General features: G+C 71.3%; 16 protein-coding genes. 11 read left to right on the forward strand and 5 right to left on the reverse strand.

What is annotated here, in order from left to right; all coding sequences use genetic code 11:
• Nucleotides 1-32: 32 nt before the first annotated feature.
• From AC1DXT_RS05330 to AC1DXT_RS05350, 5 genes are all read left to right on the forward strand, one after another.
• Nucleotides 33-422 (forward strand): twin-arginine translocase TatA/TatE family subunit, encoded by a 390-nt coding sequence (locus tag AC1DXT_RS05330; RefSeq protein ID WP_477060303.1) that lies wholly within the window; start codon nt 33-35, stop codon nt 420-422.
• A gap of 79 nt (nt 423-501) precedes the next feature.
• Entirely contained in the window at nt 502-1,542 is a 1,041-nt protein-coding gene (trpS, locus tag AC1DXT_RS05335; protein ID WP_477060304.1) for a tryptophan--tRNA ligase, read from the forward strand.
• Nucleotides 1,539-2,111: a 2'-5' RNA ligase family protein gene (locus tag AC1DXT_RS05340; protein WP_477060305.1), complete on the forward strand. Its 573-nt coding sequence runs from the start codon at nt 1,539-1,541 to the stop codon at nt 2,109-2,111. The genes trpS and AC1DXT_RS05340 overlap by 4 nt, the downstream gene beginning before the upstream one ends.
• Nucleotides 2,112-2,120: 9 nt before the next feature.
• Nucleotides 2,121-3,134: a YihY/virulence factor BrkB family protein gene (locus AC1DXT_RS05345; protein ID WP_477060306.1), complete on the forward strand. Its 1,014-nt coding sequence runs from the start codon at nt 2,121-2,123 to the stop codon at nt 3,132-3,134.
• 65 nt (nt 3,135-3,199) lie between these two features.
• Nucleotides 3,200-4,126, forward strand: a complete 927-nt coding sequence (locus AC1DXT_RS05350; RefSeq protein ID WP_477060307.1) for a YihY/virulence factor BrkB family protein — start codon at nt 3,200-3,202, stop codon at nt 4,124-4,126.
• Between the two features lie 4 nt (nt 4,127-4,130).
• On the opposite strand, the gene AC1DXT_RS05355 is transcribed toward AC1DXT_RS05350, so the two are convergent.
• From AC1DXT_RS05355 to sdhC, 5 genes are read right to left on the reverse strand one after another with little or no spacing between them, the layout of a single operon-like run.
• Complete coding sequence (locus AC1DXT_RS05355; RefSeq protein WP_477060308.1) at nt 4,131-4,904, reverse strand: phosphotransferase; 774 nt, start codon at nt 4,902-4,904, stop codon at nt 4,131-4,133.
• A gap of 7 nt (nt 4,905-4,911) precedes the next feature.
• Nucleotides 4,912-5,673, reverse strand: a complete 762-nt coding sequence (locus AC1DXT_RS05360; protein ID WP_057207985.1) for a succinate dehydrogenase iron-sulfur subunit — start codon at nt 5,671-5,673, stop codon at nt 4,912-4,914.
• Nucleotides 5,673-7,523, reverse strand: a complete 1,851-nt coding sequence (sdhA, locus tag AC1DXT_RS05365; protein ID WP_477060309.1) for a succinate dehydrogenase flavoprotein subunit — start codon at nt 7,521-7,523, stop codon at nt 5,673-5,675. Before sdhA ends, AC1DXT_RS05360 begins: the two co-directional genes overlap by 1 nt.
• A 36-nt stretch (nt 7,524-7,559) precedes the next feature.
• A complete protein-coding gene (gene sdhD, locus AC1DXT_RS05370) occupies nt 7,560-8,021 on the reverse strand; it encodes a succinate dehydrogenase, hydrophobic membrane anchor protein (protein ID WP_057207982.1) in 462 nt (153 codons plus the stop codon).
• The gene (sdhC, locus tag AC1DXT_RS05375; RefSeq protein ID WP_421736062.1) at nt 8,021-8,410 is read right to left on the reverse strand and encodes a succinate dehydrogenase, cytochrome b556 subunit; all 390 of its coding nucleotides are present in this window, start codon (nt 8,408-8,410) and stop codon (nt 8,021-8,023) included. The genes sdhD and sdhC overlap by 1 nt, the downstream gene beginning before the upstream one ends.
• Nucleotides 8,411-8,587: 177 nt before the next feature.
• On the opposite strand from sdhC, the gene AC1DXT_RS05380 reads away from it, so the two are divergent.
• From AC1DXT_RS05380 to AC1DXT_RS05405, 6 genes are all read left to right on the forward strand, one after another.
• The gene (locus AC1DXT_RS05380) at nt 8,588-9,697 is read left to right on the forward strand and encodes a mannose-1-phosphate guanylyltransferase (protein WP_477060310.1); all 1,110 of its coding nucleotides are present in this window, start codon (nt 8,588-8,590) and stop codon (nt 9,695-9,697) included.
• An 83-nt stretch (nt 9,698-9,780) separates the two neighbouring features.
• The gene (locus tag AC1DXT_RS05385) at nt 9,781-10,986 is read left to right on the forward strand and encodes an amidohydrolase (RefSeq protein WP_477060815.1); all 1,206 of its coding nucleotides are present in this window, start codon (nt 9,781-9,783) and stop codon (nt 10,984-10,986) included.
• Between the two features lie 206 nt (nt 10,987-11,192).
• Nucleotides 11,193-12,293 (forward strand): BMP family lipoprotein, encoded by a 1,101-nt coding sequence (locus AC1DXT_RS05390; RefSeq protein ID WP_477060311.1) that lies wholly within the window; start codon nt 11,193-11,195, stop codon nt 12,291-12,293.
• A 138-nt stretch (nt 12,294-12,431) separates the two neighbouring features.
• Nucleotides 12,432-14,057: an ABC transporter ATP-binding protein gene (locus AC1DXT_RS05395; protein WP_477060312.1), complete on the forward strand. Its 1,626-nt coding sequence runs from the start codon at nt 12,432-12,434 to the stop codon at nt 14,055-14,057.
• The gene (locus tag AC1DXT_RS05400) at nt 14,054-15,343 is read left to right on the forward strand and encodes an ABC transporter permease (protein ID WP_477060313.1); all 1,290 of its coding nucleotides are present in this window, start codon (nt 14,054-14,056) and stop codon (nt 15,341-15,343) included. The genes AC1DXT_RS05395 and AC1DXT_RS05400 overlap by 4 nt, the downstream gene beginning before the upstream one ends.
• On the forward strand, nt 15,340-16,635 hold the full coding sequence (locus tag AC1DXT_RS05405) for an ABC transporter permease (RefSeq protein WP_477060314.1): 1,296 nt from the start codon (nt 15,340-15,342) through the stop codon (nt 16,633-16,635). The genes AC1DXT_RS05400 and AC1DXT_RS05405 overlap by 4 nt, the downstream gene beginning before the upstream one ends.
• Nucleotides 16,636-16,640: the final 5 nt, after the last annotated feature.

A 16,640-nucleotide genomic window follows, 5' to 3' on the forward strand; every position in this document is an offset into this window, starting at 1 on the left:
GGGGGCTCAGCGCGCGGGGGTACTCTGACCCGGTGTTCGGGATCAACGGCGGTGAGCTGCTGGTGCTGCTCGTCGTCGCCGCGCTGGTCATCGGCCCCGAGCGGCTGCCCGGCTATGCCGAGCAGCTCGGTCAGTGGGTGCGCCGCGGCCGCCAGTTCGTGCGAGACGCGAAAGCGCGCGTGGACGAGGAGCTGGGCGACGAGGTCGGCGACGTCGACTGGGCCGCGCTGGATCCCCGCAAGTACGACCCCCGCCGGATCGTGCGTGACGCGCTCCTCGAGGACGACCCGCCCGTGCGGCGCGTGAGCACGCCGGCCACCCGCCCGGTGACCGGCGCCGCCGCAGCCCGCGCAGCCACCGGCGGGGCTGCGGCCTCCGGGCCCCCGCCCCAGCCGACGCCGTACGACGACGAGGCCACCTGACGCCGGCTCCCGATCTCGCCCCCCTCCACCGGGACGGCACCCGGCACGACGGGTCCTCCCGCCCTGACAGAATGGTCCGATGGTCTTGGCGCCGCAGCAGTCGCGCATCTTCTCCGGGATGCAGCCCACCTCCGACTCCCTCCAGCTGGGCAACTACCTGGGTGCGCTGACCCAGTGGGTCGCCCTGCAGGAGGAGCACGACGCCATCTACTGCGTCGTCGACCTGCACGCGCTCACGGTGAGCCCGGACCCGTCCGTCCTGCGCGACCGCACGCGTCGCACCGCCGCGCAGTACCTGGCGGCCGGCGTGGACCCCGCGCGCTCGATCCTGTTCGTGCAGTCGCAGGTGCCTGAGCACGCGGAGCTGGCCTGGTTGCTCTCGTGCCACACGGCGTTCGGCGAGGCCAACCGGATGACGCAGTTCAAGGACAAGTCCGGCAAGCACGGGACCGAGGGCACCACCGTCGGGCTGTTCACCTACCCGGTCCTCATGGCGGCGGACATCCTGCTCTACGACACCAACCTCGTCCCCGTGGGTGAGGACCAGCGCCAGCACCTGGAGCTCACCCGGGACCTGGCGCAGCGGCTGAACGCGCGGTTCGGCCCGGACACGGTCGTCGTGCCGGAGCCGCACATCGTCAAGGCCACCGCCAAGATCTACGACCTGCAGGACCCGACGGCCAAGATGAGCAAGTCGGCCGAGAGCCCGAACGGTCTCATCGAGCTGCTGGACGACCCGAAGGTGGTGGCCAAGCGGATCAGGTCGGCCGTCACGGACGCCGAGCGCGAGATCCGGTTCGACCCCGAGCACAAGCCCGGGGTCTCCAACCTGCTCACCATCTACTCGGCCCTGACCGGCCGGGAGATCCCGGCGCTCGAGGCCGACTACGCGGGGAAGGGCTACGGCGACCTCAAGGTGGACCTGGCCACCGTGGTGGTCGACTTCCTCACCCCGTTCCAGGCCCGCGTGCACGGCTACCTGTCGGACCCCGCGACGCTCGACGACGTCCTGGCGGACGGTGCGGACCGCGCCAGCGAGCTCGCCGCCGGCACGCTCGAGCGGCTCTACGACCGCAGCGGTCTGCTGCCGCGTCGCACGCGCGCCCGGGTGGGCGCGTGAGGCTGCCGGAACGGTCCGGCGACCAGGTCCGGATCGGCGTCGCCATCACGGTGCCCGAGCCGTACGGGTCGGTGCTGCAGGCCGCCCGCGCGCGGTTCGGTGACCCGTGGGCGCAGTTCATCCCGCCGCACATCACGCTGCTGGGGCCGACCGTGATCGATCACGGCGAGATCGTGCCGGTCGACGAGCACCTGGCGACGATCGCGCAGCACCATGCCCCGTTCGTCCTCCGCCTGCGCGGCACCGCCACGTTCCGGCCGGTGTCGCCCGTCGTGTTCGTCCAGGTCACCGAGGGTGCCGACGGGTGCGAGGCGCTCGAGCGCAGCGTGCGGTCGGGGGTGCTGACCCAGGAGCTCAGGTTCCGGTACCACCCGCACGTGACCGTCGCGCACGAGGTGCCCGACGAGCAGCTGGACGCCGCGTTCGAGGGCATGGCCGACTTCGACGCCTCGTTCGTCGTCGACAGCTTCCACAGCTACGCCCACGGCGACGACGGCGTGTGGCGGCCCGCGCGTGACTTCAGCCTCACCGGTTCTCCCGCGGATGCCGGGGTCATCACCGCGACCTAGGGTCGGGTCATGGCAGCCGACGGGACCTCCGCGCAGGCGGACGAGACGAGCCCCGCCGTCGGTGCCGGAGCCGCCCACGCCCGCGCCGTGGCGACGTCGCCGGACCCGGTGGAGCGGGGGCCGAAGCAGTCGTTGATCCAGAAGGCGAAGGCGCTGCTCGCGTGGTGGCAGCGCACCCGACCGGCCCGCGCGAACGCCCGGTTCGGCGCCCGGGGCGGTGGTGTGCTCACCGGTGGGATCGCCTACGCGGCGCTGTTCTCGGTCTTCGCCGCCCTGACCATCGGCTACACGGTGTTCATGGCGGTGCTCGGCGGGAACGACGAGCTGCGGCAGAAGGTCCTCGACTCGGTGAACGCGTCCCTGCCGGGGCTCATCGACACCGGTGACGGCAGCAGCGGGATGATCGACCCCGACTCGCTCGAGCTCAGCGGCGGACTGACCGTCACCGGCATCGTGGCGGTCGTCGTGCTGCTGCTCAGCGCGATCGCGGCGATGGCAGCCCTGCGCACGGCGGTGCGGGCGATGTTCGCCGAGGTGGGCGCGGGCGGGAACGCGGTGCTCGGCAAGGCCCGCGAGCTGGGCGGCTTCGCGGGCATGGCGTTCGCGGTGCTGCTCTCGGCGCTCGTGACCACGGGCGTGGCCAGTGCGGCGTCGTGGATCCTCGACTCGCTCGGCTGGGGGAGCGCGGCGACGGTCGTGGCGCGCGTGCTGGGCATCCTCGTCGCGTTCGTCATCGATGCGGCGACGTTCCTGCTCATCGTGTGGGTCCTCGCGGGCGAGCGCCCGGCGTGGTGGGACCTGCGCTGGGGCGCGGTCATCGCGGCCACGGGCATCGGGATCGTGCGGATCCTCGGCACCTCGGTGGTGGCCGGCAGCGTGGGCAAGAACCCGCTGTTCACCTCGGTCGCGGTCATCGTCACGCTGCTGGTCTGGATCAACCTGATCGCCCGGATCGTCCTGCTGGCGGCCGCGTGGACCGCTGACCCGCCGTTCGTCGACCCGGCGGCGGAGGAACCCGCCTGACGCGACCCCCTGGACGCGGCGGTGCGGCCTGTACCGGCCTCGTGGCGCCGACCTAGGGTCGGCGCATGGCAGCCGACGAGGTCGCAGGCGGAGTGGTCGGTGCACCGTCGCCGGCTGCGCGGGGCAGGGCGCTGTTCGTGTGGTGGAAGCACACCCGACCCGGTCGGGCGAATGCGCGCTTCCGTGCCCGCAGCGGCGGTGTCCTGTCGGGCGGCATCGCCTACGCGGCGCTGTTCTCCGTGTTCGCCGCGCTGACCATCAGCTACACGGCGTTCGTCGCGGTGCTCGGCGACAACGACGAGCTGCGCGAGAGGGTGCTGAAGGCCGTCGACACCACGTACCCGCACCTGCTCGACACCGGGGACGGCCAGGGCGCGATCGACCCGGAGGTGCTCGAGCTGTCCACCAACCTGACCGTCGCGGGCATCGTCGCCGTCGTGGTGCTGCTGCTCAGCGCGATCGCCGCGATGACGGCTCTGCGCAGGTCGGTGCGCGCGATGTTCGCGACGGAGCTCGGCGGCAACCCGATGCTCGGCAAGGCGCGCGACCTCGGCGGGTTCGTCGGGATGGCGTTCGCCGTGCTGCTGTCGGCGACGCTCACCACAGGCCTCGGGACGGTGGCGTCCTGGATCCTCGACGCCCTCGGCTGGGACGGGCTGACCACCGTCGTGGTCCGGGCGCTCGGCATCCTCGTCGCCTTCGCCATCGACGTCGCGCTCTTCGTGCTCGTCGTCACGGTGCTGGCCGCGGAGCATCCGCCGCGGCGCGACCTGTTCCGGGGCGCGCTGATCGCGGCAACCGGCCTCGGAGTCGTGCGGACGCTCGGCACGACGGTCGTGGCGGGGAGCGTGAGCAAGAACCCGCTGTTCACCTCGGTCGCCGTGCTCGTCACGCTCCTGGTGTGGGTCAACCTGATCGCGCGGATCATGCTGCTCGCGGCCGCCTGGACCGCGGATCCTCCGTACGTCGAGCCCCCGGGGACGCCGGCCTGAGCCGTCAGCGCGCGGCGTCCAGCGCGGCGTGGAGCTCCGGCAGACGCGACGCGAGCACCCTCAGGCGTGCGCGGGTGCTCGCGGGCTCACCGACCTCGCCCAGCCGCAGCATCCCCGGGTCTCCCGCCGCCTGCGCGGCCGCGATGCGGTCGGCCGCGTCCGTCATGCGGGTGATCACGTGGTCGAGGACCGCGTGCGGGTCCAGGTCGCCGTAGCCGTCCGCGATCGTGCGCAGGACGTGCGCGACCTCGCCGGCGTCGGCGTCGGGGAACAGGACCGCGCTGTTCCAGGTGAACATCGCCACGTCGTCCAGCGGGATGCCGGGGCCGGCGACGTCCCAGTCGAAGACGCCCGCCAGCTCGTCCCCGTCGAACGCCATGTTGTACATCGCGGAGTCGTGGTGGCAGACGATCTCGCCCGGCTCGAGCGCGCGCTCGACGAACCGCCACCGACGGCTGTCCCGCGGGAAGCCCGCGACGGTGGCGTGGTACTCGCGCAGCCAGTGCACGGCCGACCGGACCTGGGCGTCGCTGAGCGTCTCGCGGCCGATGTCCAGCACGCGGCCTGGCAGGAACGTGAGGATCTCGCGGTCGCGCTCGTCGATGCCGAGCACCCGGGGGATGCGGGGGAGTCCCGCGGCGGCCAGGAAGTCGAGCAGCTCGTGCACCGCGGGTGTCCACGGGCCGGTCGGGCGGCGGACGGTGTCCCCGACGCGGACGGCCCCGCCGACGTTGCCCCCGGGCAGCGGGATCTCGTCGACGGTGCCGTCGGAGGTCACGAGGGGATCAGAAGGCGCGCGTGATCATCGCGCGCTTCACTTCCTGGATCGCCTTGGTGACCTCGATGCCACGCGGGCACGCCTCGGTGCAGTTGAAGGTCGTGCGGCAGCGCCACACGCCCTCCTTGTCGTTGAGGATCTCGAGGCGCTGGGCGCCACCCTCGTCGCGGCTGTCGAAGATGAACCGGTGCGCGTTGACGATCGCGGCGGGGCCGAAGTACTGACCGTCGGTCCAGAACACCGGGCACGACGAGGTGCACGCGGCGCAGAGGATGCACTTGGTGGTGTCGTCGAACCGCTCGCGCTGCTCGGCGCTCTGCAGGCGCTCCTTGGTGGGCTCGTTCCCGGTGGTGATGAGGAACGGCATGATCTCGCGGTAGGAGGCGAAGAACGGCTCCATGTCGACGACGAGGTCCTTGATCACCGGGAGGCCCTTGATGGGCTCGATGATGATCGGCTTGCTGGGGTCCAGGTCCTTGAGGAGCGTCTTGCAGGCCAGCCGGTTGCGGCCGTTGATCCGCATCGCGTCGGAGCCGCAGACGCCGTGGGCGCAGGAGCGGCGGAACGTCAGCGAGCCGTCCTCCTCCCACTTCACCTTGTGCAGCGCGTCGAGCACGCGGTCGGTGCCGTGGGCGCGGACTGTGAACTCGTCCCAGTACGGCTCCGGTGCGCCGGCGCCGTCGTCCGGCAGGTAGCGCCGGATCTTGAGCGTGACGTCGAAGGACGGGATCACGGGAGCGGCCGAGGGCGCGTCGAGCGTGGCGGTCATCAGTACTTACGCTCCATCGGCTGGTAGCGGGTCATCGTGACGGGCTTGGAACCCAGCACGAGCTGGTAGTCCTCGAACAGCGTCGTGTGCGCGAACGAGCCCTTGTGGTCACCGTCGCCCTCGGTGCCCCACAGGCGGTGCCCCTTGACGGGCAGCGGGCGCCGGTAGGCCATGGTGTGGCGCATGTAGCCCTTGTCGTCGCGGTCCGGGAAGTCCTCGCGGAAGTGCCCGCCGCGGGACTCCTCGCGGTTGAGGGCGCCGACGACGACCGTCTCCGCGATGTCGAGCAGGAAGCCCAGCTCCACGGCCTCGAGCAGGTCGGTGTTGAACATCGTGCTCTTGTCCTGCACCGACACCCGGCGGAACCGCTTGTGCAGGTCCTTGATGTCGTCGAGCGCCTGGATCAGCGACTCCGACGTGCGGAACACCTGCGCGTTGAGGTCCATCGACTCCTGCAGCGCCTTGCGGATGTCCGCCACGCGCTCGCCGTCGGGACGGGTGCGGATCTCCTCCAGGCCGGCGACGACCGTGGCGGCGGGATCCTCGGGGAGCTCCTGGAACGACGCGGTCAGGGCGTACTTGGCGGCCGAGATCCCGGCGCGCTTGCCGAACACGTTGATGTCGAGCAGCGAGTTGGTGCCCAGGCGGTTGGAGCCGTGCACGCTCACGCACGCGACCTCGCCGGCCGCGTACAGGCCGCGGATGACGTCGGTGGAGTTGCGCAGCACCTCGGCCTCGATGTTGGTGGGGATGCCACCCATCGCGTAGTGGGCCGTCGGGTAGACGGGCACGGGCTCGGTGTACGGCTCGATGCCCAGGTACGTCCGCGCGAACTCGGTGATGTCCGGGAGCTTGGCGTCGATGTGCGCGGGCTCGAGGTGCGTGAGGTCGAGCAGCACGTAGTCCTTGTTGGGACCGGCGCCGCGGCCCTCGCGCACCTCGTTGGCCATGGACCGGGCGACGATGTCGCGAGGCGCCAGGTCCTTGATGGTCGGGGCGTAGCGCTCCATGAAGCGCTCACCCTCGGAGTTGCGCAGGATGCCACCCTCGCCACGCGCGGCCTCCGACAGGAGGATGCCGAGCCCGGCCAGGCCGGTCGGGTGGAACTGGAAGAACTCCATGTCCTCCAGCGGGATGCCGCGGCGGTACGCCAGCGCCATGCCGTCGCCCGTGAGGGTGTGCGCGTTGGAGGTCGTCTTGTAGATCTTCCCGGCGCCGCCGGTGGCCAGGACCACGGACTTGGCCTGGAACACGTGGATCTCGCCGGTGGCCAGCTCGTAGGCGACGACGCCCGAGACGTTGACCTCCTCGCCGTCCGGCACGTGCCCGGCCGCGAGGTCGTGGTCCACCAGCAGGTCGAGCACGTAGAACTCGTTGAAGAACTCGACGTCGTTCTTCACGCACTGCTGGTAGAGCGTCTGCAGGATCATGTGGCCCGTGCGGTCCGCGGCGTAGCAGGACCGGCGCACGGCCGCCTCGCCGTGGTTGCGCGTGTGCCCGCCGAACCGGCGCTGGTCGATCTTGCCCTCGGGCGTGCGGTTGAACGGCAGGCCCATCTTCTCCAGGTCGAGCACCGCGTCGATGGCCTCCTTGGCCATGACCTCGGCGGCGTCCTGGTCCACCAGGTAGTCACCGCCTTTGACGGTGTCGAACGTGTGCCACTCCCAGTTGTCCTCCTCGACGTTGGCCAGCGCGGCGCACATGCCGCCCTGCGCCGCGCCCGTGTGGGAGCGCGTCGGGTAGAGCTTGGAGATGACGGCCGTGCGCACGCGCGTCGAGGACTCCAGGGCCGCGCGCATGCCGGCGCCGCCCGCGCCGACGATCACGACGTCGTACTGGTGGGTCTGCATCGGGGTCGATGCCTTCCTGTTTCTGAGGGGAGAGCGTCAGGCCGTGGTGCAGAACGAGGGCAGCAGGTCCGCGGGGGAGCCCGCCGGGCACGGGTCGAACGTGAAGATCACGAGCGTGCCGAGCACGACGACCACCACGAACGCGAGGTACAGCGACGCCTTGAGAGCGAGCCGCACGCCGTCGCGCTCCGCGTAGTCGTTGATGATCGTCCGCACGCCGTTGGTGCCGTGGATCATCGCGAGCCAGAGCATCAGCAGGTCCCAGATCTGCCAGAACGGTGACGCCCACTTGCCGGCGACGAAGCCGAAGTCGATCGCGGAGATGCCCTCACCGGCGACCAGGTTGACGAACAGGTGCCCGAAGATCAGGACGACGAGGATCACGCCGGACGCGCGCATGAACACCCAGCCGTAGAGCTCGGTGTTGCCGCGGGTGGTGAGGCGGGCCGGGCGGGGCTTCGGGGGACGCGGGGCCTTCGGGTCGGCGATCGTGGTCATCACTCGCCTCCGAACACGTGCATGAGGTGACGGGGCAGGAAGCCGGCCATGGTCAGGACGAACAGGCCCATCACCACCCAGAGCATCACGCGCTGGTACTTGGGGCCCTTGGCCCAGAAGTCCACCAGGATGATCCGGATGCCGTTGAACGCGTGGAACACGATGGCGGCCACGAGCCCGGCCTCGCCGAGCCCCATGATCGGGTTCTTGTACGTGCCGATCACGTCGTTGTAGGCCTCGGGCGACACGCGCACGAGCGAGGTGTCGAGCACGTGCACGAGGAGGAAGAAGAAGATCGCGACACCGGTGACGCGGTGGGCGACCCAGGACCACATGCCTTCGCGCCCTCGGTAGAGCGTTCCGGCGGGCACCTTGCGGGTGGCCGGCACTCCGCTCGGAGCGGGCGCTGCAGGCACTGGGGGCCTCCTGGCGGATCAGAGGTTCGGACGACGGCGTCCTTGTCGCCCCAACTGTAGTGAACCGATCAGTACGCAACCGCTCGGCAAGGGTCCTTAGGCCCCTGCTGTGAGGTATTGCACAACCCGGGCCTCGTTACCCTGACCCCCATGTCGACCCTGGCCCGCGCGATCCCCGGATTCCACGCCGTCGTCCCGGCGGGCGGTGCGGGCACGCGCCTGTGGCCTCTGTCCCGTGCCGGCCACCCGAAGTTCCTGCTCGACCTGACCGGTTCGGGGCGCACCCTGCTGCAGGCGACGGTCGACCGGCTGCTCCCGCTCACGGGGGCGGGGGGCGTGCTCGTGGTGACGGGGGCGCGGCACGCGGAGACCGTCGAGGGACAGCTGCCCGAGGTCGGGGCCGACGACGTGCTGGCCGAGCCCTCGCCGCGCGACTCGATGGCGGCGATCGGGCTGGCTGCCGCGGTCCTGCTCGAGCGGCACGGCGAGGACGTCGTGCTCGGGTCGTTCGCGGCCGACCACGTCATCGCCGGCACCGAGGGCTTCGAGCGCGCGGTGCGCGAGGGCGTCGTCGCGGCGCGTGCCGGGTACGTGGTGACGATCGGCATCGCCGCGACCGGTCCGTCGACCGCCTTCGGGTACGTCCGGTCGGGCGCGTCGCTGGGCCTGGACGAGGCTCCGAGCGTCGCGCACGCCGCCGGGTTCACCGAGAAGCCCGACGCCGAGACCGCGACCGCGTACCTGGCCACCGGCGAGTACCGCTGGAACGCCGGCATGTTCCTGGTCCGGGCGCGCGTGCTGCTGGACCACCTGACGACGCAGCTGCCGACGCTCGCCGCCGGCCTGCAGGAGATCGCGGCCGCGTGGGACGGGCCGGGCCGCGCGGAGGTGCTCGAGCGCGTCTGGCCGGGGCTGACCAAGATCGCGATCGACCACGCGATCGCGGAGCCGGTCGCCGCCGCCGGGGGAGTGGCCGTCGTGCCGGGGGACTTCTCGTGGGACGACGTCGGCGACTTCGAGTCGCTCGCCGCGCTGCTGCCGGGCGACACCCTCGGCGACGAGGGCGTCGTCCTGCGCATCGACTCGGACGGTGCGTTCGTCGTGCCCCGGACGGGCCGCACCGTGTCGGTGGTCGGGCTGCCGGGCGCGGTGGTGGTCGACACCCCCGACGCGGTGCTGGTGACCACGCTCGCGCACGCCCAGGCGGTCAAGTCCGCGGTGGACGCCTGGCGGGCGCGCGGCCGCGAGGACCTGCTCTGACGCGGACACCCGCCGCTGGTCCGGGCGGTCGCGGCTAGGGTCGAAGCGTGTCCTCTGCTCACCCCGATCCCGTCGTCGCCCCCCTGACCAGCCTGCGACCCGACCCCACCGATCCCGTGTCGGCCCGGCTCGCTGCCCTGGTCGCGGAGCTGCGCGACGAGCTCGCCGCCGTCCGCCGCGACCTGCACGCCCACCCCGAGCTCGGGCGCACGGAGGTGCGGACCACCAAGCTGGTGGCCGAGCGGCTGCGCGCCGCGGGCCTCGAGCCGCACCTCCTGCCGGGCAGCGGGCTGGTCTGCGACATCGGGCCCGGCCCGGCCACCAGCGGGCGCAAGCGGATCGCCCTGCGCGCCGACCTCGACGGCCTGCCCGTGCAGGACACCAGCGGTCTGCCGTGGGCCTCGACCGTCCGGGGCGTCGCGCACGCGTGCGGGCACGACGTGCACACCGCAGCGGTGCTCGGTGCGGGGCTCGTGCTCGCCCAGCTGGCCGACGAGCTGCGGACCGGCGTGCGGCTGGTGTTCCAGCCCGCCGAGGAGGTGCAGCCCGGGGGCGCGCTCGACGTGGTGGCCGCCGGCGGGCTCGACGGCGTCGGGGAGATCTACTCGTTCCACTGCGACCCCAAGGTCGACGTCGGCCAGGTCGGCACCCGCATCGGCCCGATCACGTCCGCCAGCGACGAGGTCACCGTGACGGTCACCGGGCCGGGCGGGCACACGTCCCGGCCCCACCTGACCGGCGACGTCGTGTTCGCGCTCGGTCAGGTCATCACGCAGGTGCCCGCGATCCTGGGCCGCCGCCTGGACCCGCGCTCCGGCGTCAACCTGACGTGGGGCGCCGTGCAGGCGGGGTCGGCCCACAACGCGATCCCGTCGACCGGCACGGTCAAGGGAACGCTGCGGTGCCTGGACGTCCGCGCGTGGGAGAAGGCGTCGGAGGTGTTCCACTCGGCGGTCGAGCAGGTCCTGGCTCCCCTGGGAGTGGAGGTCGAGGTGCGGCACCACCGCGGTGTCCCGCCGGTGGAGAACGCCGCGCACGCGACCGGGATCCTCGAGGCCGCGGCCCACGACGTGCTCGGCCGCGGGTCGGTCCTGCTGACGGAGCAGTCGCTGGGCGGCGAGGACTTCGCCTGGTACCTGACCAAGGTGCCGGGGGCGATGGCGCGGCTGGGCACGCGCACGCCGGGCGGCCACACCTACGACATCCACCAGGGCGACCTCCGCGTGGACGAGCGCGCGGTCGAGGTCGGCGCCCTGCTCCTGGCGCGGACCGCCCTTCTCGCAGGCTGAGACACCCCGTCCGTCACCTGGGCGGACATACCAAGTCGGTAACGGAACCTGCGCGGATACCCGCCGGTAACCTGCCCGACACCTCTTGCTCGTTATGGTCCGAGAATCAATGCCGGGCAGCCCCAGACCTTGTGGTGGTACACCGTCGTGCCAACCGCACGGTCGGCCCAGCCGGACCGGCTGCTGACGAGATTCAGGAGAGTCGCGTGAAGAAGATCATTCGAGTGGCCGTGCTCGGCGGGGCGGTCGCCCTCGCGCTTGCGGCGTGTGGCAGTGCTCCGGAGGACACGGACGAGACGGCCGGCAGCGGCGAGTCGTCCGCGGCGAGCGTCGACTTCAAGGCGTGCATGGTCTCGGACGCGGGTGGCTTCGACGACAAGTCGTTCAACCAGGCCGGTTTCGAGGGCCTCACGCAGGCCAAGGACGAGCTCGGGATCGAGGTGGCCAGCGTCGAGTCCGCCGCGGACACCGACTACACGCCGAACATCGACAGCCTCGTCGCCGAGAACTGCGACCTGATCATCGGCGTCGGCTTCCTGCTCGAGGACCCGATCCAGACCGCCGCCGAGGCGAACCCGGACGTGAACTTCGCGCTCGTCGACAGCTCCTTCTCCGACGCCGACTTCGCGCCGGTCACCCTGGAGAACGGCAAGCCGATCCTGTTCGACACCGCGCAGGCGGCCTACCTCGCCGGCTACGTCGCCGCGGCGACGACGACCACCGGCAAGGTCGCGACCTTCGGTGGCATCCAGATCCCGTCCGTCACCATCTTCATGGACGGCTTCGCCGACGGCGTCGCCAAGTTCAACGAGGACAACGGCGGCTCCGTCCAGCTCCTCGGCTGGGACAAGGCCGCGCAGACCGGCGTCTTCGCCGGCAACTTCGACAGCCAGGACGACGGCAAGAACATCGGCCAGTCGTTCATCGACCAGGGCGCGGACATCATCATGCCCGTCGCCGGTCCGGTCGGACTGGGCACCGCGTCCGTCGCGCAGACGGCCGGCAACGTCGCGATCATCGGCGTCGACGCCGACTGGTTCGAGACCACGGAGTACGGCTCCCTCGTCCTCACCTCGGTCATGAAGGAGATCGGCCCGGCCGTCTTCGACACGATCAGCGAGGCCGTCGACGGCAGCTTCAGCTCCGACCCGTACGTCGGCACGCTGGAGAACGAGGGCCTCGGCCTGGCGCCGTTCCACGACTTCGAGTCGAAGGTCCCCGCGGACGTCGTCACCAAGGTCGACGAGCTCAAGGCGGCGATCATCTCCGGTGACATCGTCGTCGAGTCCGACGCCTCCCCGAAGTGATCTGACGCAGGACGAAGCACGCACGAACACAGCACGACGGCCCGGGCGAGATGCCCGGGCCGTCGGCCTGTCCGGCGCACCCGCGCCACGCAGATGAGTAGTGTCTAGGAACGCTCGTGACGTCGAAGGAGACCACCGGTGAAGCTGGAGCTGCAGGGCATCACCAAGACCTTCGGGCCGTTGGTCGCCAACGACCACATCGACCTCGTGGTCGAGCCCGGCGAGATCCACGCCCTGCTGGGCGAGAACGGCGCCGGCAAGAGCACGCTGATGAACGTGCTGTACGGCCTGTACGACCCCGACGACGGCCAGATCCTCGTCGACGACGTGCCCGTGAGGTTCGTCGGGCCCGGTGACGCGATGGCCGCCGGGATCGGCATGGTCCACCAGCACTTCATGCTCGTCCCGGTCTTCACCGTCGCGGAGAACGTGGTGCTCGGCCACGAGCCCGTGCGCGGCGCCGGCCTGATCGACCTTCCCGAGGCACGCCGCCGGGTCAAGGAGATCTCCGACCAGTTCGGGTTCCACGTCGACCCCGACGCGTACATCGAGGACCTGCCCGTCGGTGTCCAGCAGCGCGTGGAGATCATCAAGGCGCTCTCCCGCCACGCGAAGGTCCTCATCCTCGACGAGCCCACCGCCGTGCTCACGCCGCAGGAGACCGACGAGCTCATCGGGATCATGCGCCAGCTCAAGGAGTCGGGGACCTCGATCGTCTTCATCACGCACAAGCTGCGTGAGGTGCGCGCGGTCGCGGACCGCATCACGATCATCCGCCGGGGCAAGGTCGTCGGCACCGCGGAGCCCTCGACGTCGGAGACCGAGCTCGCGTCCCTCATGGTCGGCCGCTCGGTCGACCTGGGCGTCGACCGCTCCGTCGCCGTGCCGGGCGAGGCCACCGTGCAGGTGCGCAACCTCACGGTCATCGACGAGGCGGGCATCCGGCAGGTCGACGACGTCTCGTTCGACGTCGCCCGCGGCGAGATCCTGGCGATCGCAGGCGTGCAGGGCAACGGTCAGACCGAGCTCACCGAGGTGATGCTGGGCCTGCAGTCGCCGGTCGCCGGGTCGGTGCAGCTGGACGGCGTCGAGCTGGTCGGCCGCTCGGTGCGGGACGTGCTCCATGCCGGCGTCGGGTTCGTCCCGGAGGACCGGTCGACCGACGGCGTCATCGCCGACTTCTCCATCGCGGAGAACCTCATCCTCGACCTGCACCGCTACGAGCCGTTCGCCCGAGGCGTCGCGCTGCGGCCCGCGGCCGTGCGGGAGAACGCCGACAGGCGGATCGCCGAGTTCGACGTCCGCACCGGGTCGATCGACGCGCACGCGAGCACCCTGTCCGGCGGCAACCAGCAGAAGGTCGTGCTGGCGCGGGAGATGTCACGGCCGCTGCGCCTGCTCATCGCGTCGCAGCCCACCCGAGGCCTCGACGTCGGCTCCATCGAGTTCGTGCACACCCGGATCGTCCAGGAGCGCGACAACGGCACCCCGGTGATCATCGTGTCGACCGAGCTGGACGAGGTCCTGGCGCTCGCCGACCGGATCCTGGTCATGTACCGCGGCCGCGTCGTCGGGGACGTCCCGGGTGGGACCGACCGCGACGTGCTGGGCCTGATGATGGCGGGCGTGCCGGAGGACGAGGCCGTGCGCCAGGCCGCCGAGCACCACACGGCGCTCGGCGGGGCCGATCTCGAGGCCGCCCCGCCCGCACCCGCACCGACCACGACAGCCGCTGACACGGCAACCCCCCAGGAGGAGCTGTGAGCAGCCCGACGCCCACCCCGCTGCCCGACGCGCAGGTGCCGCCCCCCGGGCAGACCGGCGTCGTCGCCCCGGCGGAGGAGCCGGACGGCGGGCGCCGCATCCTGCACGAGATGCTCACGAGCAGCTGGCTCGTCTCGGTGCTCGCCGTCGTGCTCGCGCTCCTCATCGGCGGCTTGCTGATCGCCGCGGCGGACGCGGCCGTCCAGGAGGCGGCCGGCTACTTCTTCTCACGCCCGGGCGACCTGCTCGCCGCAGCGTGGTCCGCCGTCTCCGAGGCCTACGCGGCCCTGTTCGCCGGGGCGGTCTTCGACCCGCGCGCCGAGGAGCTGGGCCGTGCGGTCCGCCCCATCACCGAGACCCTGACCGTCGCGACGCCGCTCATCCTGGCCGGTCTCGGCCTGGGCATCGGCTTCCGCGCCGGCCTGTTCAACATCGGCGCCCAGGGCCAGATCATCCTCGGTGGGATCTTCGCCGGGTTCATCGGCTTCACGTTCGACCTGCCGCCGGTGCTGCACCTGCTGCTCTGCGTCATCGGCGCCGCGCTCGGTGGTGCGCTGTGGGCGGGCATCGCCGGTGTGCTCAAGGCACGCACCGGCGCGCACGAGGTCATCGTGACGATCATGCTCAACAACATCGCGATCTACCTGGTCGCGTACCTGCTGAGCCTCGACGCGTTCCAGCGCCCGGGCAGCAACAACCCGGTCAGTCCGCCGATCCCCGACAGCGCGGTATACCCCCTGCTGCTCGGCAGCGGGTACCGCCTGCACGCCGGCTTCCTGGTGGCCATCGCCGCCGCGGTGTTCACGTGGTGGCTCATGGAGCGCTCGACCATCGGCTTCCGGTTCCGTGCCGTGGGCTCCAACCCGCACGCGGCGCGCACCGCCGGCATCTCGGTGAACGCGACCTACGTGTGGGTCATGCTCACGGCCGGTGCGTTCGCGGGTCTCGCGGGCTCGGCGCAGGTGCTCGGCACGGAGCGGGTCCTCACGGCCGGCGTCGCGGCGAGCTACGGGTTCGACGCCATCACGGTCGCCCTGCTCGGTCGGTCCAAGCCGCTCGGCACGGTGCTCGCCGGCATCCTGTTCGGCGCGTTGCGCGCCGGCGGCGTGGTCATGCAGGCGCGTACCGGGACGCCCATCGACATCGTGCTCGTCGTGCAGTCGCTCATCGTCCTGTTCATCGCGGCCCCGCCGCTGGTGCGGTCGGTGTTCCGGCTGCCCTCGCCGGGTGTGCCCCGCGCACCGAAGCCCGTCGTGCCCGTCACCGCGAAGGAGGTCAGCGCGTGAGCGCCCCCACGATCGACGCCCCGGCGTCGGCACGCCCCGCCTCCCCGCAGGTCCTGCCCCCCATCCGGTGGCACGCGCCGATCGCCTACGGGGTCGTCGCCCTGTTCGGGCTCGTCGTCTTCGGTCTGCTCGGCCCCAGCGGGGAGACGAGCACGTTCGGCATCTCCACGTCGCGCGACTTCGTCCAGTTCACGCCGTTCTCGGTGCCCTCGAAGCTCACCGCGATCATCCTGTGCCTCGGCGCGCTGGCTCTTGCTGGCGTGTCGTTCTACGAGACCCGCCGGCGTGAGAAGGCCGGCGTCTGGCTGCCGATCACGTACGGCGTGCTCATGGTCTTCGCGTTCCTCGTCTGGGCGGTCGCCGGCAAGGACAGCGCGCTGCCGCTCACGGGCCTGCTGCAGGGCTCCCTGTTCCTGGCGATCCCGCTGGTGTTCGGCGCCCTCGCAGGTCTGCTGTGCGAGCGCTCGGGCATCATCAACATCGCCATCGAGGGTCAGCTGCTCGGCGGGGCGTTCCTCGCCGCGGTCGTCGCCACCCTGACCGGCAGCGCGTACGCGGGGCTCATCGCGGCGCCCATCGCCGGTGCGCTCGTCGGGCTGCTGCTGGTGCTCTTCTCCATCAAGTACGTGGTCAACCAGATCATCGTCGGCGTGGTGCTCAACGTGCTGGTCATCGGCGTGACGAGCTACCTGTTCTCCACCGTGCTCAAGGAGAACCCCGACACCTGGAACAACCCTCCGGGCCTGCCCGTCATCAGCATCCCCGTGCTCTCGCAGATCCCGATCATCGGCCCGGTGCTGTTTCGCCAGACCGCGCTCGTCTACATCATGTACGTCGTCGTGATCGTGCTGCAGATCATGGTGTTCCGGTCCCGCTGGGGCCTGCGCCTGCGCTCCGTCGGCGAGCACCCGAAGGCCGCGGACACGGTCGGCATCAAGGTCAACCGCACGCGGCTGCGCTCCACCGTGCTGGGCGGCGCGGTCGCCGGTCTCGGTGGCGCGTTCTTCACGGTGGCCGCGGGGCTCGCGTTCGGCAAGGAGATGACCAACGGCAAGGGGTACATCGCGCTCGCCGCCATGATCCTGGGCCGCTGGAGCCCCAAGGGTGCGCTGGCGGCGGCCCTGCTGTTCGGGTTCGCCAACAACCTGCAGCTGCAGCTGAGCATCATCCAGACGCCCATCCCCAGCCAGATCATGCTGATGACGCCGTACATCGTGACCATCTTCGCCGTCGCGGGGCTGGTCGGACGCGTGCGCCCGCCGGCCGCCGAGGGCATCCCCTACACGAAGTGAGCTGA

The sequence above is a fragment of the Cellulomonas sp. P1_G12_2 genome (assembly GCF_056405535.1).

Bases quoted from the DNA above. Each gene is read 5' to 3' on its own strand.
- AC1DXT_RS05360 (WP_057207985.1), bottom strand. From the start codon at position 5,673: ATGACCGCCACGCTCGACGCGCCCTCGGCCGCTCCCGTGATCCCGTCC.
- AC1DXT_RS05345 (WP_477060306.1), top strand. From the start codon at position 2,121: ATGGCAGCCGACGGGACCTCCGCGCAGGCGGACGAGACGAGCCCCGCC.
- AC1DXT_RS05380 (WP_477060310.1), top strand. From the start codon at position 8,588: ATGTCGACCCTGGCCCGCGCGATCCCCGGATTCCACGCCGTCGTCCCG.
- sdhD (WP_057207982.1), bottom strand. From the start codon at position 8,021: ATGACCACGATCGCCGACCCGAAGGCCCCGCGTCCCCCGAAGCCCCGC.
- AC1DXT_RS05350 (WP_477060307.1), top strand. From the start codon at position 3,200: ATGGCAGCCGACGAGGTCGCAGGCGGAGTGGTCGGTGCACCGTCGCCG.
- trpS (WP_477060304.1), top strand. From the start codon at position 502: ATGGTCTTGGCGCCGCAGCAGTCGCGCATCTTCTCCGGGATGCAGCCC.
- sdhA (WP_477060309.1), bottom strand. From the start codon at position 7,523: ATGCAGACCCACCAGTACGACGTCGTGATCGTCGGCGCGGGCGGCGCC.